The sequence below is a fragment of the Sphingomonas horti genome, from assembly GCF_009753715.1.
In the GTDB taxonomy this organism is placed as follows: domain Bacteria; phylum Pseudomonadota; class Alphaproteobacteria; order Sphingomonadales; family Sphingomonadaceae; genus Sphingomonas_B; species Sphingomonas_B horti.
In genome coordinates this window covers 26706-46986 of record NZ_WQMS01000008.1, presented here as the reverse complement: position 1 = coordinate 46986, position 20281 = coordinate 26706, and the positions used below count along the sequence as shown (strand labels likewise).

Sequence of the window (20281 nt, the reverse complement as noted above, 5' to 3'; positions counted from 1 at the left end):
CGCCGCATAGATCGAGCGGATTTTTTCCGCATGCCGAACCTTCCTAACCTTCCGCGCTTGCCAGTTGCGTTTGAAAACGCAATCTGGTCGCGAACCGGAGTCGGGAGAGCGCAGCCATGATGAGCTATCTGAAGCATTATATCGACGGTCAGTGGGTCGACAGCGAGGGCGGCAAGCGCCACCTCGTCATCAACCCCGCCACTGAGGAGCCGTGCACCGAGATCACGCTCGGTTCGGCGGCCGACGCGGACAAGGCGGTCAAGGCGGCGCGGCGCGCGTTCGAGAGCTTCAGCCAGACCAGCGTCGAGGAACGCGCGGCGCTGCTGGAACGGATCATCGCCGAATACAAGAAGCGCATCCCGGATATCGCCCGCGCCATCTCGATCGAGATGGGCGCGCCGATGGGCCTGGCGATGGGCGCGCAGGCGCCGGCCGGCCTCGGCCATTTCGCCTACACGCTTCGTGCCCTGCGCGAGTTCAGGTTCGAGGAAGTGGTCGGCACCACCAAGGTGCTGCATGAGCCGATCGGCGTGGTCGCGATGATCACGCCGTGGAACTGGCCGGTCAACCAGATCGCCGCGAAGGTCGCGCCCGCGCTCGCCGCCGGCAACACGATGGTGCTGAAGCCGTCGGAGGAGACGCCGGCCTGCGCCGCGATCCTCGCCGAGGTGATGGACGCGGCGGGCGTGCCCGCGGGCGTGTTCAACCTGGTGCAGGGTGACGGCCCGACTGTCGGTGCGGCGCTGTCGTCGCACCCGGACGTGGATATGGTCAGCTTCACCGGCTCGACCCGGGCGGGCATCGCGATCGCCGCCGCCGCCGCGCCGACCGTCAAGCGCGTCCATCAGGAGTTGGGCGGCAAGGCGCCGAACCTGGTGCTCGAAGGGTCCGACCTGAACGCGGTGCTGCCGCCGACGGTGATGGGCGTGCTCGCCAACACCGGGCAGAGCTGCATCGCGCCGACCCGCGTGCTCGTCCACCAGAGCCAGGTCGATGACGCCACCGCCTTCATCAAGAACATGATGGAGGCGACGCCGGTCGGCGATCCGCTGACCGAAGGGGCGCATATCGGCCCGGTCGTCAACAAGGCGCAGTGGGAGAAGATCCAGGGCCTGATCCAGAGCGCGATCGACGAGGGCGCGACGCTCGTCACCGGCGGCACCGGCCTGCCGGAAGGCGTCAATCGCGGCTATTACATCCGCCCGACCCTGTTCCGCGACGTCACGCCCGAGATGCGGATCGCGAAGGAAGAGACGTTCGGGCCCGTCGCCACGATCATCAGCTACGGCAATGAGGACGAGGCCGTGCGCATCGCGAACGACACCGCCTATGGCCTGTCGGCGACCATCTCCGGCGATCCGGCGAAAGCAGGCAAGGTCGCGCGGCGGATGCGCGCGGGGCTGGTCACGATCAACAGCTGGTCGCCCGATCCCGGCGCGCCGTTCGGCGGCTACAAGCAGTCGGGCAACGGCCGCGAATACGGCAAATGGGGCCTTACCGACTTCATGGAAGTGAAGTCGGTCGTCGGCGAACCCGCCTGACGCGCCAGGGGTGTGGCCGATCGACCTGCTGATGCCGTCGCCCGGCGACGCCCATGCGGCGCTGGCGGCGGAACAGGTCGGTGCCTATGTCGAAGCCTTCGCGCGGGCCGGGCTGGCGCTCCGCCCGCGGGCCTGGACCGAGGCCGGCGATAGCCCCGCGCTGGCGCTGTTCGCCTGGGGCTACCACCTTGATGTCGAGCGCTGGCTGGCGCTTCTGGAGGGCTGGCCGCCCGGCCTGCCTCTGTTCAACCCGCCGCCGCTGATGCGCTGGAACACGCGCAAGACCTATCTGGCTGAGCTGGAAGCCGCCGGCGTGCCGACGGTGCCGACGCGGTTCGACGGCGATCCGGCCGCCATCGAAGCCGCGTTCGACCTGTTCGGCGTCGATGAGCTGGTCGCGAAGCCGCAGGTCTCGGCCAGCAGCGACGGCATCCTGCGGCTGAAGCGCGGCGACACGCTGCCGCCACTGGCCGAACCGATGATCCAGCCCTTCCTGCCGGCAGTGCAGACCGAGGGCGAATATGCGATCTTCCACATCGGGGGCGTCCTGAGCCACGCGATCCGCAAGACCGCCGCCGCGGGCGAGTTCCGCGTCCAGCCGCAGTTCGGCGGCACCAACCGGCGCTGGCGGCCCGATGCGGAAGCGCGCGCCGTCGTCGAAGCCGCGCTGGCGGCAACGCCGGCCGAGCCGCTCTATGCGCGCATCGACCTGCTGCGCCGCCTCGACGGCCGCCTCGCCGTCGCCGAGTTCGAGGCGATCGAGCCCGACCTCTATTACGCCTATGGGGAACGGGTGCTGCACCGGCTGGCCCAGGCGATGGCCACCAGCCTGTAGGTTTGGCGGCGCGGCAAGGGAGGGGAGCCGCGCCGCCCGTCAGCTCCCGGCCGCTGCAGGAGAGGACCTCCCGCGCAGAACCAGGCCGCCGACGATCTCGAAATGCTTAGGGCGAGATAGGGACCCGGCGGGCTGGTTCAATAGTCCTTGGACACCCGCACGTTGGCGCTCTGCCGGCCGATCGTGGAGATAGTGGAGAGCACCGACAGCCAGCGCGTGATCTGGAACTCGACGCGGGTCGCCGAATAGCCCTGGCCGTCGGTGATCAGCTCCACGAACGCGCGGCGGGTGATGTACTTGCCGGCCGCGATCGCGGTGCCCTGCCCGATCGTCGGGTCGGCGGCGATGATCCGCAGCCGGTCGAGCCCGACTGCCTTGCGCAGCGCGTTGATCGGGTCGAGCCCGCCGCCGCTCTGCAGCGCCGCGACTGCGGACGCGAGCTGCACCGCCTCGGGCGCGGACAGGTTGGTGATCGAGGTGCCGAACAGCAGCCGCGACAACAGCTCGTCCTCGGGCAGCGCCGGGTTGCTGGTGAAGGCGACATCCGGCTTCAGCCCGGTCCCGGTGACGCGGATCGTCGCGGACAGGCCCTGGATGTTCGCGTTGGCGGCGATGTCGAGCACCGGGTCGGGCGGGTTGGCGCCGTTGAAGCGGATCGTGCCGCGCTCCAGGTCGAAGCGTCGGCCGGCGAACTCATAGCCGCCGCGCAGCATCGTCGCGGTGCCGACCAGCACCGGCTCGCCGACCGTGCCGGTGATCGCAAGCCCGGCGCGCCATTCGCTGTCGAGGCCCAGGCCGGTCACCATCAGCCGGTTGCGCGCAGTCGCCTTCAGGTCGAGCCGCCATGGCGCCGGTGGAGCGGGCGGCTCCACCTCGTCGGCCGGCCGGTTCAGCTCGCTCAGCCTGGCGAGGCGCGACACTGTGGTCTCGGCGCGCGCGCGGCCCAGCCGGTAGCGGCTGCGGTCCAGCGTCACCTCGCCCGCGATCAGCCCGCCATAGCCGCTGGACGTGATCCTGAGCGGCCCGGTGACGGTGGCGCCGATATCGTCGCGGTTCAGCAGCACCGCCTCGTGCGCGTTGACGGTCAGGTCCATGCCGACGCCGCGCGCCGCGCCGAAGTCGAATGTGCCCGAGCCGGTGACGGAGCCGCCCTGCCCGGCCGTGGCCGTCATCCGGTCGATCGCCAGCCGCGATCCGCCGAACCGGCCGGTCGCATCGAGGTTGGTGAGCACGGTGCCGGAGGTCGCGCTTTCCAGCCGAGCGCCGGTCGCCTTGATCGACCCGCGGATCACCGGATCGGGCAGCCGGCCCCCGACGTCGGCAGCGATGGCGACGGGGCCGGAGAGGTCGAATTGTTGGATGCCGGTCAGGCGCCACAAGGTATCGGCCGGCCCGGCATAGCGAAGCTGTGCGAACAGCGGCGCATTGGACAGGCGCGTCGCGAGATCGCCCTCGGGCGGCAGCGGCGCCAGCCGCGCCTGCGCGCGTCCGATGATCTGGCCGCCGCTCGCCGCCACCGCCCGCGCTGCCGCCTGGTTGCCGCTCAGCACCGCCTTCAGGCCGAGGTCGATCGGCTTGGAGGTCAGCACCAGGCTCGACCGGGTTAGCTGCCGCACGGTCAGGTCGATCGAGCCGGACGGCAGCGTGCCTGCCCCTTCACGGTAGCGGATGCGCCCGGTGGCGGTGCCGCCCAGGCCGAGATTGGGCGCGACGATGTCGAAGACGGTCATCGGCACCGCCGCCAGCGACGCGTCCACTTCGGTAGCGGCATCGCCGAACAGGCCGGCAAGCTTCAGCTGGCCGCCGCCGTAGCTGAGCGCGGTCGGCGCCAGCCGCCAGCCGCCGGCTTCGGCAGTCAGCACCGCCGGGCTGTCGATGTGCACCGGCTTGCGGTCGATGGTGCCGCCGCCGGTCACGGTCAGCCGGTCCGGCGCCACCTGCATCGCGGTCTGCAGGTCGAACGCGCGTCCGCGCGACCCGGCGAACGCAGCCTTCACCTGCCCGCGCCCATCCCGCAGGTCGATGCTTGCCGCCAGGCGGGCGAGCGCCAGCGGGCCGCGCCGCAGCCCACGCGCGGTGATCGTCCCCCGCGTCACCAGCCCGCGCGGATCAAGCACGACTTCGCCGTCCAGGCCGCCGCGCACCACCCGGATATCGGGCTCGGTCGCGATCCGGGCGTTGGTCGCGTCGAAGCTCAGCGAAATGCGCTGCATGTCGCCGGGGCGATCGAAGCCCAGCATGCCGGTGAGGCCGGGGCCGGTGACGCGCAAGCGCCCGTCGAAGCCGCGGCCGTGCGACGTCAGCACGCCGGTCGCGGTCAGCCCTGCAACGCCAAGCGTGCCGACGTCGATCTGCGCGGCCTCGCCCTTCGGCAGCAGGATCGCGCCGGCGCTGGCCCACCGGCCGAGGACCGAGCCTCCCCCGGCGCGATAGGCGAATCCGCTCGGGTTGGGGTCGAGCAGCAGCCGCATGTCTGCGATGCCGAGCGCATCGAGGGGTCGCGGCAGCAGGATATCGAGCGTAGGCCGCTCGATCCGGCCGTCCAGCATCAGCCGGAGCGGGCCATAGGTCGCCTGCCGCCCGCCGCCCTCGAAATGGAAGCTGCCGTCGCGCCGCCGATAGCCGTTGCCGGCAAGCACCAGGCTCGGCGCGGTGATCCTGAGGTTGGTGAAGTGGACGATGCCGTCGCGGTCGCGAGCCAGCCCGGCTTCGAGATAAGGCAGCCCGCCCGCCAGGCCGGCGAGAAAGCCGTTGTCGAAGCGGCGCACCCAGGCCTGGGCGCGTCCGGTGACATGCGTGCCGAGCCGGTTGGCGCCGGGCACCACCGACAGCGTCGTCTTCACGTCGACGATGCCCAGCCCGGGAATGTAGTAGCGCCTGAGCTCGCCGGCGAGCCGCACGTCATAGTCGCCGGTGCGCAGGTCGACGAACAGCGACGCGGTGCTGGTCAGCTTGTCCGAGCGGACGCGGAGATTGTCGCCGGTGATCGCCTTGCCCGTCACCTTCAGCAGCCCGTCGACCTGAAGGTTGGCGAGAATGCCTCCCGCCACATCGCCGACACCGGTCACGCGCCGCGCGGTGAAGCGGATCGGCACCGTCACCGGCGACGGCGACAGCCGTCCGGCGCCGACGATCCGCGCCTGTTCGAACCCGGTGTTGTCGAAGAACACCACCGGGCTGGTGATCTCGTATCGGAACCTGGCGCGGCCATAGGGTCCGTCGAACAACGCGTGGAGCCGCACATCGCGCCCGCGCATGTTCCTGAACAGCGCCGGCGGTTGCAGCAGCGCGGCCCGTACCATCAGCGCGTCATATTGCCCGCGCCGGAGATCGAGGCCGCCATCCGCCTGCACGGCCAGCGCATCGGAGCGGAGCTTCAGCCGGCCGGTCAGCACGCCGCGTTCCAGCACCCCGCGCCCGTCGATCGCGATGCGCTTGCCGGACAGGCGCTGCACCCGGCCCTTGGTCACGCTCTCCAGCGAAAGCCCGCCGCTCAGCCGGTATTCGCCCTCGCGGACCTGCAAGGCCGTGTCGACGATCCGCGTGCCGCTGGCGTCGAGGCGGGCGGTGCCGTTCCAAACGCTCCAATTGCCCTTGCCGCCGATGACGAGCGCGAGCGGCCGCCCGGTGCCGATCAGCTTGCCGATCACGCCGCCCGCGGGCGCGGCGAGTTGCGCGCCAAGGTCGAACTTGCGCCGCTTCGGCTCGGCATCGAGCAGCAGCTTCAGCCGGTCGCCGGCACTGGTCCAGGCACCGCCGCGCACCATCGCGCGGCCGCTGCGCACGTCGACGGCGAAAGCCAGCGCGCCGACCCGCTCCGGCCCGGCGACGCCCTTGACGATCCGCAGCCGGTCGATCGCGAGGCGGCCCAGCCGGATGTCGAAGCTCGGCAGTGTGAACGGCTTGCCGGTCCGGCGGAACTGCGGGACCTTGTGCAGGGTCGCGGTCGCGGCGGTCAGCGCTTCGATGTCGAGCCGGTTGACCGTCCAGCGCCACGGCGTCCAGCGCAGCCGCACGTCGGGCGCCGACAGGAACAGGCCCTGCGGATCGTAGAAGCGCACGTCCTTCAGCCGCGCGCTGCCGTAGATCGATCCCTCGATCCGCCCGATGCGGATGCGCAGCCCCGATTTGATCTGCAGCCGCTCGATCCGGTCGATGATGAAGCGGTGGCCGGCGCTGGTGTCGAGACCCCAAAGCCCGGCGAGCACGGCCAGCAGCAGCGCGACCGGCAGCAAGGCAAGACGCCAGCGGCGGCGCCGCTTCGTCACCGGTGCGGGCGCCCCCTCGTCCATTCAGAACGCCTGGCCCAGCGAGACGAATACGGTGATGCGCGAATCGCCCTTTTGCGGGTTGATCGGCGTGCCGACATCGACCCGGATCGGGCCGAAGCTCGAATGATAGCGCACGCCCAGTCCGGCGCCATAGCGCAGGCCGCTGAAGTCCGGCAGCGCGGCGCGATAGATGTTGCCGCCGTCAAGGAAAGGCACGATTCCGAAATTGCCGAAACGGATGCGCGCCTCCGCCCCGAACTCGGCCAGGCTGCGCCCCCCGGTCGGATTGTTGTCTGCGTCGCGCGGGCCGATCGCCTGATAGCCATAGCCGCGCACCGATCCGCCGCCGCCGGCGAAGAAGCGCCGCGACGGCGCGATGCGGTCGGCCGACGCGCCGGCGATCGAGCCGAGACGGATGCGGCCGGCCAGCACCACGCGGTCGCTGACCCGCTGATACGCGCTGCCGTCGATCTGCATCCGGGCATAGCCGAAGACGGTGTTCTGCAGCGACACCTCGGGGCTGAAACGCCCCGACAGCCGGAAGCCGCGGGTCGGGTCGAGCAGGCTGTCGCTGCCGTCATAGGCGAGCGTGCCAGGCAAGGCCCCGATCAGGTAGGTTCGGCGGGCGGTGCTGGTCAGCGAGTTGATCGCGCCGCGCTCGTTCGAGGCGAGCAGCTGGACGCCGGCGCTCCAGGTCCACTTCTTCTGGAAGATGATGTTCGACTGCCGCTCGATCCCGGCGCCGAGCAGGAAGGTACGCGCTTCATAGCCGGGCTGGTCGAGATGGCTGAGCGCGACGTCGGCGGTCAGCACATGGTCGCGCTTGTGATAGTTGCTGCGGCGGAAGCTGGCGGCGGCGGACTGTTCGCGCGTGCCGGCGACGGCGCGGAGCGTCAGCGCGCCTTCGGGCGGGAACAGGTTGCGGTGTTGCCAGCTGATCGCCGCCCGCGCGCCTTCGCCGGTCCCGTAGCCGAGCTCGCCGGCGATCGTGCGCGGCGGCGCCGGCTCGACCCTGACTGCCACGTCAACCGTATCCGGCGTCGCCCCCGGCTGCGGCGTCACCGTCACGACCGACGCCAGGCCGGTCGCTATCAAGGCGCGGCGGAGGTCGTCCATGTCGCTGGCTTCGTAGGGCTGGCCCGGCTTGAACCGGGCGATCCGCTGGACGTGCTTCGCGCTGAACAGCGAACCCGGCGGCACGACGATCCTGCCATAGCGCTGCGCTCCGCCCGGTTCCACGTTCAGCACCAGGGTCGCGAGCTTGCTTTCATGATCGACGATCACCTCGGGGTCGGGAACCTTGGCGAACGGAAAGCCCCCTTGCCCGATCCGCTGCCGCAGCGCCGCGGTGCCGGCGTTGACCGCGGCCGCGTCGACCGGATCCTGTGGCTTGATCCCGAACGCCTGGCGCAAGGCCTCGGCCTGGTCGGGCGCGCCCTCCAGCCCGCGCACCTCGACCCTGGCGAAGCGGTAGAGCTCGCCCGGCTGGGCGGCGAGAGTGACGACCACGCGCCCCGCTTCCGGCGTCACGCGCGGCTCGACCTCGGCGTCATAATAGCCGCGCGCCTGCAGCAATTCGGCAAGCAGGTCGGCATCCTCGCGGGCGCGGCGGTCGATCTGGGCGACGTTGGCGTCCTGCTTCTCGCCGGCCTTCAGCGCCGACAGGGAGTCGAATTGGGCTGTGACCAGCTCCGTCTCCTCCGGATCGAGCCCTTCCAGCCGCACGTCATAGTCCAGGTCCGCGCCGGCCTCGGTCGTCGCCGCCTGCGCGGACGGCGGCGGCTCGCCCGGCTGCGGCGCCAGGTCAGGCCAGTCGACGCCGAGCCCCGGCAACGGGTCGAGCGGCGAGTTCGGGTCGAGCACGGGCTCGGCCTGCGCGAAAAGCGGAGAAACGGGACCGGTCGCCGCAGCCAGGAACGCGGCCACGGCCAACGCCGCGCCGGGGCGCCGCGACGAGCAGCACATCATGGCGCGTGGCTTATCGCGTCAGCGGCCGCGCCGCCAGCGTTAGTGCACGGTGCCGATCACTTCGTCGGCGGTGAGCAGCACGACCAGCCGCTCGACCTGCCGCCAGCGGCAGAAATGGACGACATTGCCCAGATCGCGGCTGCGGTCGGCGCGCGAGGCCGCCTCGATCGCCGCGTCCAGGCCGAAGCGCGCGATCAGGTCGGTCGCGTCGGCGAGCACCGCGCGGTCGGCAACATAAGGTGTCGGGGTCACGCGGCTCTTCTCCACGGGCGCTGCCTTAGACCGGAGAAGCTTGCGGTCCGGCGGACGAGAAGGGTCAACATCATCTTGACCATCTTCGCTGGCGCAGGCGCGGCGGCCGTGGCAAGGGCGCGGCGATGCCCCGCTCGCCCGCCCCCCGATCCGCCGGAATCCTGTTCGCGGTGCTGCCGCTCGTCGGGGCGATCGGGCTCGGCTTGATCGGCCAGCCGGTGATCGGACTGCTCGCGGGACTGGCGCTCGCGGCGGTGCTGGCGACCCTGTTCTGGCTGATCGACAGCCGGCGCTGAGTTACACCCGATATCCCCGTTATCCACAGGCGGCTGGGGGCAGATTCCGCTTGGTGCGACTCGGCGCTCATGAGACCATCTGTTTCGTGATCGGAACAAGATCGCACGAAGGAACCGCCCCCGGCGGAACCGGACGCGAAGGAGGGAAGATCATGGCCGGTACGGAAGTCTGAGAGCTTCGGCTTGATGCCAACCCACCGGCACAGGCGCCGGAAGCGATGTTGCCGGCGCGCCTGCCGAAGCCCGCAAGGGTCTGAAGCGAGCGCGACAGCGGCATCCCAAGAAGGGCCGCGGAACCGCCACGTTTCCTCCTCGGAGGAGCGCGGCAGCGAAGCGACGCCTGAGCTTGAGGGAAGATGTCCGCCCCTCGGGGCCGGAGACCAACTGTCAAGCTCGGCGCAGTGGGGGCTGGCGGAAACGCCGGCCCCCATTTCGTTTGAGAGCCGCCGCTTCGTCATCCCGGGCCTGACCCGGGACCCACCTACTTCGGGACGGAGATCCCGCCAGGAAGGCAGGTAAGCCCCGGCTCAAGGCCAGTGACGGGAAATACTATTCCGCCGCCAGCGCCTTCGGCCCGTCCAGCTTGCCCACCTCGTTCCCCCACGCGTCCCAGCCCGGCCGTTCGCTGCGCGCGAACAGCTCCAGCTTCGAGGCGTCTGGATACAGCCGGTCGATGGAGTCGCGCACCTCCTCCGGTTTCTGCGAATGGGCGCGCCTGGGTGCCAGGATCACGTTCGGCACCCCTTCGTCGCCAAGCGGCATCGGCCGGCCTTTCGCGATGCGGCTGGCGGCCAGGACATATTCGGCGGTCGGCTTGACGATCGAAGGCCGCACGCCCTGCGCGCCGATCGGCCCGCCGTCCTTGCGCGCTTTGACCCAGACGAAGGCGACGCCGCGGAAATGGAGCCTCCATTCCGCCAGACAGGCCATCGCGACATCCAGCCGCGGCGAGGTCGCCCAGAGGAACAGCACGCCGCGATCGGACAGCAGCTCCGGCACCGGCAGCCGCACGATCGCTTCGTCCGGCGCGGTCGCATAGAATTTGGCCGCCGCGCCCCATTTGTCCTGCTGGCCGTAATAGGCCCAGGGCGGGTCGGCGAGGATCACGTCGTAGCGCCGGTCCGGCAAGTCGCGCCAAAGGGTCATGCCCCCTGCTTAAAGGGGGCGCGGCACAAAGGGAATCCGGTTAGACCACGGGTCCGGCATTGATCGGATTGGGCAGCGTCGCCGGCGCCATCGCGTCGCGGCGGTCCGCGGGCACCGGCGCAGTCGGGTCCGGGCGGAAATCCGGGTTGGCGCGGTCGCCGGGGCCGTGGGGCTTGCCCAGCGCAAGGTCGGCCGCGCTGCTGCCGCCTTCCCGCGATCCACGGCTGCGGCGGGCGAGCGCGACGAGGCCGGCCGCAACCGCAACGCCGCCGGCGATCAGCGCCGCGATTGTGCCCGTGCTGGAGGAACCCTGTTTCGCCCGTTTGTTCTTCTTCGCCATGGTCTCGCTCCTGAACCGTTTCGCGGTCAACGGGCGGGCATGGCGCCTGTTCCGGCTATTGCTCGCCCCCCAGCATCCGGATGATGCCGGAGAAATCGAGCCCCGTATGGCCGCCGTTCGCGAACGCCTGATAGAGCGCCATCGCCTCCGCGCCCATCGGCACCGAGGCGTTGGCGTCGCTTGCCGCCTGCACGGCGAGCTTCAGGTCCTTCAGCATCAAGCCCGCGGCGAAGCCACCCTGATAGTCGCGGTCGGCGGGCGTTTCCGGCCCGACGCCCGGCAGCGGGCAATAGCTGGTCATCGACCAGCACTGGCCCGACGAGACCGAGCTGATGTCGAAGAAGGTCTGGGGATCGAGGCCCAGGGACTTGGCGAGCAGGAACGCCTCGCACGTCGCGACCATCGTCGCGCCCAGCAGCATGTTGTTGCAGATCTTGGCCGCCTGCCCTGCGCCACTCCCCCCGGCATGGATCACCGCTTTGCCCATCAGCTTCAGGATCGGCTCTGCGCGCGCGAAGGCGTCCGCCGGCCCGCCGACCATGAAGGTCAGCGTTCCCGCCGCCGCCGCCGCGATGCCGCCGGAAACGGGCGCATCGACTGCCGGCAGGCCCTTGGCCGAAGCGGCCTCGGCGACTTTCTTGGCGGTGCCGACGTCGATCGTCGAGCAGTCGAGCAGCAGCGTGCCGGGCCTGGCGGCGCCGAACAGCGACTCCTCATAGACCTGGGCGACATGTTTGCCCGCCGGGAGCATGGTAACGATCGCCTCGGCGCCTTCGGCCGCGGCGGCGGCGCTTTCGACGGGCAGGCAGCCGGCGGCCTTGGCCTTGTCCAGCGCATCCTGCGACAGGTCGAAGGCGCGCACGTCATGCCCGCCCTTGGCAAGGTTCGCGGCCATGCCGCCGCCCATATTGCCGAGCCCGATGAAACCGATCCGTGCCATATTAACTCCGTTTAAGCAGGGCAAAGAGGTGTCGACTCGCCAACCAGCACAGCAAAGAGGCTGCGATGAAAACCGCATAGAACCACCACGGCGCCAGCGGAATGCCTGCCTGGACATTTGCCGTGGTGATGACTGCGAGGCCTGTCGGGAAGAGGAAGGCATTAAAGCGCAGCCAACGAGCAAGTCGCTCGAAATGCCTGCGTCTCCACACCCTCACAGATCTATTTTCCCTTCCACGCCCCCGGCCGCTTCTCGACGAAGGCGGCCATGCCTTCGCTCTGGTCCTCGGTGCCGAACAGGCCGTGGAACAGGCGGCGTTCGAAGACGATGCCCTGGGCGAGCCCCGTTTCGAACGCGGCGTTGACCATTTCCTTGTTCGCGATCGCGGCGAGCGGGGGCATGTCGGCGATCGTCTTCGCGGTCTTCAGCGCTTCGTCGATCAGCTCGGCGGCGGGGGCCACCCGCGCGACGAGGCCGGAGCGTTCGGCTTCCTGTGCGTCCATCATCCGGCCGGTCAGACACATTTCCATCGCCTTGGCCTTGCCGATCGCGCGGGTCAGGCGCTGCGATCCGCCCATGCCGGGGGAGACGCCCAGCTTGATTTCCGGCTGGCCAAATTTGGCCGTGTCGGCGGCGATGATGAAGTCGGCCATCATCGCCACTTCGCAGCCGCCGCCCAGCGCATAGCCGGCGACCGCCGCGATCCAGGGCTTGCGCGTCGCCGTCACCTTCTCCCATCCGGCGAAGAAATTGGAACCATACATGTCGGCAAATCCCTGGCTCGACATCTCCTTGATGTCGGCGCCCGCCGCGAATGCCTTCTCGCTGCCGGTCAACACCAGGCAGCGCTGGTCGGGGTCCGCATCATAGGCGCCCATCACGTCGATCAGTTCGGCCAGCACCCGGCTGTTCAGCGCGTTCAGCGCCTGCGGGCGGTTCAGGCGGACGAGCGTGACCGCGTCGTGGCGCTCGATGAGGATGGTTTCGTAATTGGCCACCAATATCTCCGTTCGTCATGCCGGACTTGATCCGGCATCCCGCTTTCCTTCTGCTCTCAAGAAAAGAAGCGGGACCCCGGGTCAAGCCCGGGGTGACGGTTCAGTGCGCGTAGGTCACGCGGGCGTCCACGCCTCGTCATCCGACAGCGGTGCGAAGATCGTGTCGAGCATATGCTCAGTCACTTCCTCGGGCGTGGCCGGGTTCCATTTCGGCGCATTGTCCTTGTCGATGATCACCGCGCGCACGCCTTCCAGGAAATCGTGCCGCTGAACGACGTGCGCGCCGACCGCATATTCCTGCCGCATCTCGTCGGCAAAATTGTGCATCTGCGCGCCTTCCTTCAGCAGGCGGAGCGCGACCTTCATCGTCTGCGGCGACTTGGTCTTGAGTGTCGCCAGTTCCTTCTGCGCCCAGTCCGACCCATCAGCCTCAAGCGCGGCGTAGATGTCCTCCAACCGGTCGGACGCGAATAGCCGGTCGATCCGCTCCATATTGTCCGCGATGCGCGCGGGCGGCGGCTCTTCGGCGAAGGCGTCGAGGATCGCTTCGATCGCCGACGGATCGGCCGCGATCTTCGCCTTCACCTCGTCTAATGCCGCGGCGGGGATGTAGTGGGTGGCGAGGCCCAGATAGAGGCACTCGGCCCCGTCGATCCGCGCGCCGGTGAGCGCCAAGAACTGACCCGCCCGGCGCGGCAGGCGCGACAGATACCAGCCGCCGCCGACGTCCGGGAACAGGCCGATCCCGGTCTCGGGCATGGCGAAACGCGTATTCTCGGTGGCGATGCGGAACTTGCACGGCAGCGAAATGCCGACGCCGCCGCCCATCGTGATGCCGTCCATGAACGCGACCGTGGGCTTACTGTAGGTGAAGAGCCGGTGGTTCATCCGATATTCGGCGTGGAAGAACGCGCGCGCCTCCACACCGTCCTTCGCCCCGCTCTCAGCAAGCATGCGGATATCGCCGCCGGCGCAGAAACCGCGCCCTTCGGCATGGTCGAACAACACCGCGCGAACGCCGTCGTTAGTGCGCCATGTGGCGAGCCGGTCGAGGATCGCCTGGCACATCGCGGTCGTCAGCGCATGGATCGCCTTGGGCCGGTTCAGCCGAATCCGCCCGACATGGCCTTCGGCGAAGGCTAAAACTTCGTCACTCATTCTCTGTGGTCCTGCGAAGGCAGGAGCCCTGCGCGACGGACGCCGAGCGAGACGTCCGGGGTTCCTGCCTTGGCAGGAACACAGCGAGGGTGGCCATTCATTGCCGCGTCAGCTCCCGGCCGACGATCATGCGCATCACCTGGTTCGTCCCTTCCAGGATCGAATGGACGCGCAGGTCGCGCCAGAATCGTTCGACCGGATAGTCCATCAGATAGCCATAGCCGCCATGGAGTTGCAGCGCGCGATCGACGACCGATGACCCCGTGTCGGTCGCAAAGCGCTTGGCCATCGCCGCGAATTTGGTCTTGTCCGGCGCGTTCGCCGTCACCTTGGCCGCGGCGGTGTAGAGCAGCATCCGCGCCGCCTGCAGCTCGGTCTCCATATCGGCCAGCATGAACTGCGTGTTCTGGAAATCGGCGATCGCGGTGCCGAATTGCTTGCGTTCCTTGGTGTACTTCACCGCCTCGTCGAGACAGCGCTGCGCACCGCCGAGCGAGCAGGCGCCGATGTTCAGCCGGCCGCCGTCCAGCCCCATCATCGCGATCCGGAACCCCTCGCCTTCCGCGCCGACGCGGTTCTCGACCGGCACGCGGACGCCGTCGAAGTTCACCTGCGCGGTCGGCTGCGAATGCCAGCCGAGCTTGCGCTCATTGGCGCCGAAGGAAACGCCCGGCATGTCCTTTTCGATCACCAGGCAGGTAATGCCCTTCGGCCCTTCGACGCCGGTGCGGACCATCGTCACATAGACTTCGTTCTGGCCGCCGCCGGAGATGAACGCCTTGGAGCCGGTCACGACATAATGGTCGCCCTCCAGCACAGCCTTCGTCTTCAACGCCGCCGCGTCGGAGCCGGACGATGGCTCGGTCAGGCAGTAGCTGGCGATCCGGTCCATCGTCACCAGCGACGGCAGGTATTTCCGCTTCACCGCGTCCGAGCCGAACCGGTCGATCATCCAGCTTGCCATATTGTGGATCGAGATGAACGCGCTGGTGGAGGGACAGCCATAGGCCATCGCCTCCATGATCAGTGCCGCTTCCAATCGGCCGAGGCCGATCCCGCCCATCTCCTCCGACACATAGATCGACGCGAAGCCGAGCTCGGCGGCCGCCTCGATCGTGTCGCGGGGAAAGATGTGCTTCTCGTCCCACTCCGCCGCGAACGGCGTGATCGCGTCGGCGGTGAACTTCTGCGCCATTTCCTGGATTTGGCGCTGATCGTCGGTCAGGTCGAATTGAGTCATGGGAAGGCGCCTAGCAGAGGCGCGGGGGCACCCGCCAGAGCCTCACTTGCAGCGCGAATAGCGGAGCGGCTGCGCCAGCTCCTCGTCCTCGCGAACGAGTGTGTTGCTGCTGTTGGTCAGCGACAGCGTCTCGGTGCGCGTCCAGCTCTGGCCCTCGCCGGTGAAGGCGAATTCCGCCTTCAGCTTCTCCGGCCAATTGCCGACGATTTTCGCCAGCTTCGCCCGCGATTCGTAGAACTGAAGCGTGTCGCCGGTGATGGTCAGCAGCCCCTTGGCGTCGCCGCGGGTCGAGGTGCAATCGGCCGGCACGAGCCCCCAGCGGCCCTGCATGCTTTCGGGAATCGCGGCGGCGGGAGCTTCCGCTTCGTTCTCGGGCTCGACGACGGTCTCGTCGGGCGGCAGCGTCTCCACCTCTTTCACCGGCGCCTCCGCCTGGTTGGCGGCGACCGCGTCGTTCGCGGAATTGTCGGGCGCGTTGGCCTGGCAGGCGGCGAGCGCCAGCAGCGGAAGGATCAGCAGCCTGGTCATTCGCCCACCAACGCCTCCGCCTCGATTTCGACCCGCCATTCGGGGCGGAGCAGTGCCGAAACCACGACCATCGTCGCCGCCGGCCGGACATCGGCGAAGCGGCGGCCGTGCGCGCGGCCGATCGCCTCCCCGTCCGCCGGATCGGTGATGAACATCCGCGTGCGGACGATGTCGGTCCGCGTGCCCCCCAGCTGCCGGATCGCGCCGACGATGATGTCGAAGCACCGCTCCGCCTGCGCTTCGGCGTCGCCCGGCGTGGACGACCCGTCCGCCTCGACCGGCGCGGTGCCGGAGACCAGGATGCGGTCGCCGACCCGTATCGCACGCGAGAAACCGATCGTCTCCTCGTACGGCGAAGCGGAAGCGGTGCGCTGGCGCTCCACCGCGCCTAGCCCATGGTCGGGATGACGAACGCGTTCTCGCCCGTCACCGAGCCGTCCGGCCAGCGCTGCGTGACCGTCTTGGTCTTGGTCCAGAAGCGGACACCTTCCATGCCGTGCTGGTTGATGTCTCCGAAGGCCGATCGCTTCCAGCCGCCGAACGTATGATAGGCGACGGGCACCGGGATCGGCACGTTGATGCCGACCATGCCGACATTGACACGCGCCGCGAACTCGCGCGCGGCGTGGCCGTTGCGGGTAAATATGGCGACGCCGTTGCCGTACTGGTGTTCGCTCGGGAGACGCAGCGCCGTCTCGAAGTCCGGCGCGCGGACGATCTGGAGGACCGGGCCGAAGATTTCCTCCTTGTAGCTCTGCATCGTCGGTTTGACGTGATCGAACAGGCTCGGGCCGACGAAGAAGCCATTTTCGTGACCCTGGAGCGAGAAGCCGCGGCCGTCGACCACCAGCTCCGCGCCTTCGTCGACGCCGGTCTGGATCCAATTCTCGACCCGCTGCTTGTGCGCGGCGTTGACGACCGGGCCGTAATGCGCGTCCGGATCGGTGGAGACGCCGACGCGGAGCGCCGCCATCGCCGGGATCAGCGCCTCGCGCAGCTCGTTCGCAGTCTTCTCGCCGACGGGCACGACCACCGGCAGCGCCATGCAGCGCTCGCCCGCGGAACCGAAGGCCGCGCCGGACAGGTCCTTCACCACCTGGTCCAGATCCGCGTCGGGCATGACGATGCCGTGGTTCTTAGCGCCGCCCATCGCCTGGACGCGCTTCCCGTTCTCGACGCCGCGGCGATAGACGTAATGGGCGATGTCGGACGAGCCGACGAAGCTCACCGCCGAAATCGCGGGATGGTCGAGGATCGCGTCGACCATTTCCTTGTCGCCGTGGACGACCTGCAGGATGCCTTCGGGCGCCCCCGCCTCGACCATCAGCTCGGCAAGGCGGACCGGCACCGAAGGATCGCGCTCCGACGGCTTCAGGATGAAGGCGTTGCCGACCGCGATCGCGACGCCGAACATCCACATCGGGATCATCGCCGGGAAGTTGAACGGGGTGATGCCGGCGACCACGCCCAGCGGCTGGCGCATCGAATAGACGTCGATGCCGGGCCCGGCGCCATAGGTGTACTCGCCCTTCAGGGCATGCGGGATGCCGCAGGCGAACTCGATCACGTCGAGCCCGCGCTGCACATCGCCGCGCGCGTCCGCGATCACCTTGCCGTGTTCCGACGCGAGCAGGTGCGCGAGTTCTTCCAGATTGGCCTCGACCAATTCCTTGAACTTGAACATCACGCGCGCGCGCCGCTGCGGGTTGGTCGCGGCCCAGCCCGGCTGCGCCTGCTGCGAAGCGGCGACGGCGCGATCAAGCGCGGCCTTGTCGCCGAACGCGACCCGCGCCTGCACCTGGCCCGAATTGGGATTGAACACCTCGCCGAACCGGCTCGCCGAAATGCCAGGGCCGCCGACGATGTGATGATCGATATCACGCATGATCTGAGTCCTTTCGCATCGCCCCTAGCCCTTTCGCCACTTTCGGGACAAGGGACGCGGCGTGACATCCGCCCCTGCCGAACGTCGCCTGTTCGCGATTCTGCTGCGCCTGTTCGCGGCGGTGGCGCTGACCGCGATGTTCGCGATCGTGAAGCTGGCAGCCGCGCACGGCGTGACGCTGTTCGAAAGCCTGTTCTATCGCCAGGCGCTCGCGCTTCCGCTCGTGCTGGGCGTGATCGCGGCCGGACCCGGGCTTGGGTCGGTGAAGACGCGGCGGCCATGGGCGCATGTGTGGCGGACGGTGTTGGGGATGACCGGCATGGCGCTCAACTTCCTCACTTATCTGCTGCTGCCGCTGGCCGAGGCCACGGTGCTGCTGTTCACCGTGCCGATCTTCGCGACGATCCTGTCGGCCCTGGTGCTGAAGGAGCCGGTCGGCTGGCACCGCTGGAGCGCGGTGATGCTGGGATTCATCGGCGTGCTGATCGTGGTCCGGCCCGGCGGCGGCGGCCTCGTGCCACATGGGGTGGCGGTCGGCCTTCTCGCCGCGGTCGTGGTGTCAGGCGTCAGCATCACGCTGCGCCAGATCGGGCGGACGGAAAGCGCGAGCACGACCGTCTTCTGGTTCACGATGCTGTCGGCCGTGCCGTTCGGCCTGGCGATGCCGTTCCTCGGCAAGCCGCATGATGCCACTACCTTCGGCCTGCTGCTCGCGCTGGGCCTGTTTGGCGGGCTCGCCCAACTCGCGCTCACCGCCTCGCTGCGGCTTGCGCCCGTGTCGGTCGTGCTGCCGATGGACTATTCGAGCCTGGTCTGGTCGGCACTGATCGGCTGGCTGGTGTTTGCGACGGTGCCGAGCCCGCACCTCTGGCTTGGCGCGCCGCTGATCATCGCGAGCGGCCTCTACATCGTCTATCGCGAGCAGAAGCTGCACCGGGAGAAGACCACCGGCGCGGTCGCGACGGATTAGGGGGAGCGCCGACTCTAAGGCCGCAGCGGCCGGTCGGTCATGGCCAGCAGCAGCGACACGACGGCGCAGCCGAGGCCGACACCGACCGCCTCTTCGAGCAGGCCGAGCGAAAGGAACACCGCGGCGGCGAGCACCGGAAGCACCATTGCGAGCGCCAATTTCATGCGACAGCCCTATCAGCCCGGCGCAGTCGAAGATAGCCGCGCCGACCGGTCATACGCGCCGAAAGATCACCGACAGGTTATTGGCGGGCATCTCGGTCACTTGCTCGAAGCGAAACCCGGTGCGAGCGCCGAGCGCGACGACGTCTTCCAGGAGGCGAAGCCCCCATTCCGGATTGCGAGCCTTCAGCGATTCATCGAACGCTTCGTTGCTCGGTGCCGTCGGCACCCCTTCGCGAAGATAGGGGCCATAGAGATAGAGGGGCGCGCCCGGGCCGAGCAGGCGAGCGGCGCCGGCGAACAAGCCCAAGGTGGAGACCCAGGGGCTGATATGGACCATGTTGATGCAAAGCATCGCGTCGGCGCGGTCGAGAGGCCAGTCGGGTGCGCCGGCGTCCAGCGCAAGCGGCGGGCGGATGTTCGGGCTACCCTCGCTCCACGCGGCGATCGAGGCGAGCGCGTCCGGATCCGGATCGCTCGGCTGCCAGTCGAGCTGCGGGAACTTCCCGGCGAAAAAGCGGACATGCTCGCCCGTCCCGCTCGCGATTTCGAGGACGAGCCCGGACGCGGGGAGGACGTCGCACAGCACGGCGAGGATCGGCTCGCGATTGCGCTCGGTCGCGGGGGCGTGGCGGGCAATGCCAGATTGCACTCTAGACTCCGTTCGGCCTGAGCTTGTCGAAGGCCTCCCTTCTTCTTCTTGCGCCTCAGAAAAGGAAAGGGCGCTTCGACAGGCTGAGCCCGAACGGGTTTGAGACTCAGTCTACGCAGCCCTACTCCGCGACGTACCGCCACGGATCCCCGGGCGCGGGTCTCGCCCAGATCGTGAAGAACGGCACGACCCCCGGTCCGCCGGGTTGCGGCTGGTTGATGTGCAGCAGGCCATAGCTCAGCCCCATGTCGCCCGATGGAGAGACCAGCACTTCGTCGGCGCCCCAGGTGACGGCGCTCACCGGCCCGCGCGGGCCGACCAGTTCGCCGATCGCCTGCGCGCCGATCGCGACGCCCTCGGGGCTGCTCAAGTTGACCGAATCGGGCCGCCCCCATTTCTGGAAGGCGGCGCGCAGGCCGATCTTCTGCGCTTCGTCGGAAAACGCCCCCTCGGACGCCTTGAGGGTCGCGCCCGCATCGTCGCCGCGCCGCGCGCCCCAGCCGAGAATCGGACCCGCCGGCTTCAGCGCCACCGCATCGCGCATGCCGAGCCGCTTGTAGGCGGCGACCCGCCAGCCGTCCGGCCGCTTGACCCAGTATGCGAGATATTTGAGCGGCTGCGGCTTCCCGTCCTTCGGCCGGACGGTCATCGAGCCATAGGTGAAGCCATGGGTGCCGTCGGCCGAGATGCCGCCGCCGACCGGCGTCCACGCGACACCGGCGGTGAGATTCTCGGGCTTCGCCGCGAGCCTGGCGCGAATCGCGTCGGGCCCCCGAATCAGTTCCGCAGCGCCGCCCGACACCATCACGGCCCTGTCGTCCATCATCGCCGCGATCGCGGAGGCGAGGTCCTTGTCCTTCGCCCGATCGGACCAGCCGCGATCGGCCGCCAACAATGCCTGATAGGCGGCTTGGGCGTTTGCGGCGGGCGCAGGCCTTCCGGCGGCCGGCGCCAGCGGCGCGGCCAGGGCCAGCGCGCAGAACAACAGGTGACGCAATCGATCCTCCCTCGTCTCGCGCCGCTGGAGAGCGCAGGACGGGGCTTCGGGACAATGCGTCTTCTATCGGCCGCCGGTGCGGTTCGATGAACCGACCGGCGGC

19 protein-coding genes are annotated in these 20281 nt (G+C 69.0%); 4 read left to right on the top strand and 15 right to left on the bottom strand.

The features are described from left to right. The first annotated feature begins 116 nt into the window (after window positions 1-116). Both GON01_RS07650 and GON01_RS07645 read left to right on the top strand, forming a co-directional pair. Entirely contained in the window at window positions 117-1541 is a 1425-nt protein-coding gene (locus GON01_RS07650) for an aldehyde dehydrogenase family protein (RefSeq protein WP_157026788.1), read from the top strand. Window positions 1542-1551: 10 nt separating this feature from the next. Beyond that, window positions 1552-2376 carry an ATP-grasp domain-containing protein gene (locus GON01_RS07645; protein ID WP_157026787.1) on the top strand — a complete coding sequence of 275 codons (825 nt, stop codon included), beginning with the start codon at window positions 1552-1554 and terminating at the stop codon, window positions 2374-2376. 137 nt (window positions 2377-2513) lie between these two features. Here GON01_RS07645 and GON01_RS07640 read toward each other — a convergent pair whose 3' ends face one another. Genes GON01_RS07640 through GON01_RS07630 form a run of 3 tightly spaced genes read right to left on the bottom strand, consistent with a single transcriptional unit; the run spans window position 2514 to window position 8867 of the window. Continuing rightward, entirely contained in the window at window positions 2514-6668 is a 4155-nt protein-coding gene (locus GON01_RS07640; protein WP_157026786.1) for a translocation/assembly module TamB domain-containing protein, read from the bottom strand. Further along, the gene (locus GON01_RS07635; RefSeq protein ID WP_332308477.1) at window positions 6669-8615 is read right to left on the bottom strand and encodes an autotransporter assembly complex protein TamA; all 1947 of its coding nucleotides are present in this window, start codon (window positions 8613-8615) and stop codon (window positions 6669-6671) included. A gap of 39 nt (window positions 8616-8654) precedes the next feature. Further along, entirely contained in the window at window positions 8655-8867 is a 213-nt protein-coding gene (locus GON01_RS07630; protein WP_157026785.1) for a hypothetical protein, read from the bottom strand. A 125-nt stretch (window positions 8868-8992) separates the two neighbouring features. Between GON01_RS07630 and GON01_RS16645 the strand changes: the two genes are divergently transcribed. Continuing rightward, window positions 8993-9163: a hypothetical protein gene (locus GON01_RS16645; RefSeq protein ID WP_181600110.1), complete on the top strand. Its 171-nt coding sequence runs from the start codon at window positions 8993-8995 to the stop codon at window positions 9161-9163. 549 nt (window positions 9164-9712) lie between these two features. Here GON01_RS16645 and GON01_RS07625 read toward each other — a convergent pair. The 9 genes from GON01_RS07625 to GON01_RS07585 all read right to left on the bottom strand — a co-directional run bounded on the left by GON01_RS07625 (window position 9713) and on the right by GON01_RS07585 (window position 17398). Next, window positions 9713-10309 carry an MT-A70 family methyltransferase gene (locus GON01_RS07625; protein ID WP_157026784.1) on the bottom strand — a complete coding sequence of 199 codons (597 nt, stop codon included), beginning with the start codon at window positions 10307-10309 and terminating at the stop codon, window positions 9713-9715. Window positions 10310-10349: 40 nt separating this feature from the next. Continuing rightward, window positions 10350-10649 (bottom strand): hypothetical protein, encoded by a 300-nt coding sequence (locus tag GON01_RS07620; RefSeq protein WP_157026783.1) that lies wholly within the window; start codon window positions 10647-10649, stop codon window positions 10350-10352. A gap of 55 nt (window positions 10650-10704) precedes the next feature. Further along, on the bottom strand, window positions 10705-11589 hold the full coding sequence (gene mmsB / locus GON01_RS07615) for a 3-hydroxyisobutyrate dehydrogenase (RefSeq protein WP_157026782.1): 885 nt from the start codon (window positions 11587-11589) through the stop codon (window positions 10705-10707). Between the two features lie 221 nt (window positions 11590-11810). Further along, window positions 11811-12587, bottom strand: coding sequence for an enoyl-CoA hydratase (locus GON01_RS07610; RefSeq protein ID WP_181600109.1), 777 nt, complete (start codon window positions 12585-12587; stop codon window positions 11811-11813). A 114-nt stretch (window positions 12588-12701) separates the two neighbouring features. Next, window positions 12702-13745 (bottom strand): enoyl-CoA hydratase/isomerase family protein, encoded by a 1044-nt coding sequence (locus GON01_RS07605; protein WP_157026780.1) that lies wholly within the window; start codon window positions 13743-13745, stop codon window positions 12702-12704. A 97-nt stretch (window positions 13746-13842) separates the two neighbouring features. Next, window positions 13843-14985 carry an acyl-CoA dehydrogenase family protein gene (locus GON01_RS07600; protein ID WP_157026779.1) on the bottom strand — a complete coding sequence of 381 codons (1143 nt, stop codon included), beginning with the start codon at window positions 14983-14985 and terminating at the stop codon, window positions 13843-13845. A 42-nt stretch (window positions 14986-15027) separates the two neighbouring features. Continuing rightward, window positions 15028-15513, bottom strand: a complete 486-nt coding sequence (locus GON01_RS16640) for a hypothetical protein (protein ID WP_198159807.1) — start codon at window positions 15511-15513, stop codon at window positions 15028-15030. Further along, window positions 15510-15896 (bottom strand): RidA family protein, encoded by a 387-nt coding sequence (locus tag GON01_RS07590; protein ID WP_181600108.1) that lies wholly within the window; start codon window positions 15894-15896, stop codon window positions 15510-15512. The genes GON01_RS16640 and GON01_RS07590 overlap by 4 nt, the downstream gene beginning before the upstream one ends. A 5-nt stretch (window positions 15897-15901) precedes the next feature. Next, entirely contained in the window at window positions 15902-17398 is a 1497-nt protein-coding gene (locus GON01_RS07585; protein ID WP_157026778.1) for a CoA-acylating methylmalonate-semialdehyde dehydrogenase, read from the bottom strand. Window positions 17399-17459: 61 nt separating this feature from the next. Between GON01_RS07585 and GON01_RS07580 the strand changes: the two genes are divergently transcribed. Continuing rightward, window positions 17460-18368 carry a DMT family transporter gene (locus tag GON01_RS07580; protein WP_181600107.1) on the top strand — a complete coding sequence of 303 codons (909 nt, stop codon included), beginning with the start codon at window positions 17460-17462 and terminating at the stop codon, window positions 18366-18368. 14 nt (window positions 18369-18382) lie between these two features. Here the strand turns inward: GON01_RS07580 and GON01_RS07575 are convergent, their stop codons facing one another. From GON01_RS07575 to GON01_RS07565, 3 genes are all read right to left on the bottom strand, one after another. Then, window positions 18383-18532: a hypothetical protein gene (locus tag GON01_RS07575; protein ID WP_157026777.1), complete on the bottom strand. Its 150-nt coding sequence runs from the start codon at window positions 18530-18532 to the stop codon at window positions 18383-18385. A 49-nt stretch (window positions 18533-18581) separates the two neighbouring features. Further along, on the bottom strand, window positions 18582-19181 hold the full coding sequence (locus GON01_RS07570; RefSeq protein WP_181600106.1) for a DUF938 domain-containing protein: 600 nt from the start codon (window positions 19179-19181) through the stop codon (window positions 18582-18584). Between the two features lie 121 nt (window positions 19182-19302). Beyond that, on the bottom strand, window positions 19303-20178 hold the full coding sequence (locus tag GON01_RS07565; protein WP_157026776.1) for a YybH family protein: 876 nt from the start codon (window positions 20176-20178) through the stop codon (window positions 19303-19305). Window positions 20179-20281: the final 103 nt, after the last annotated feature.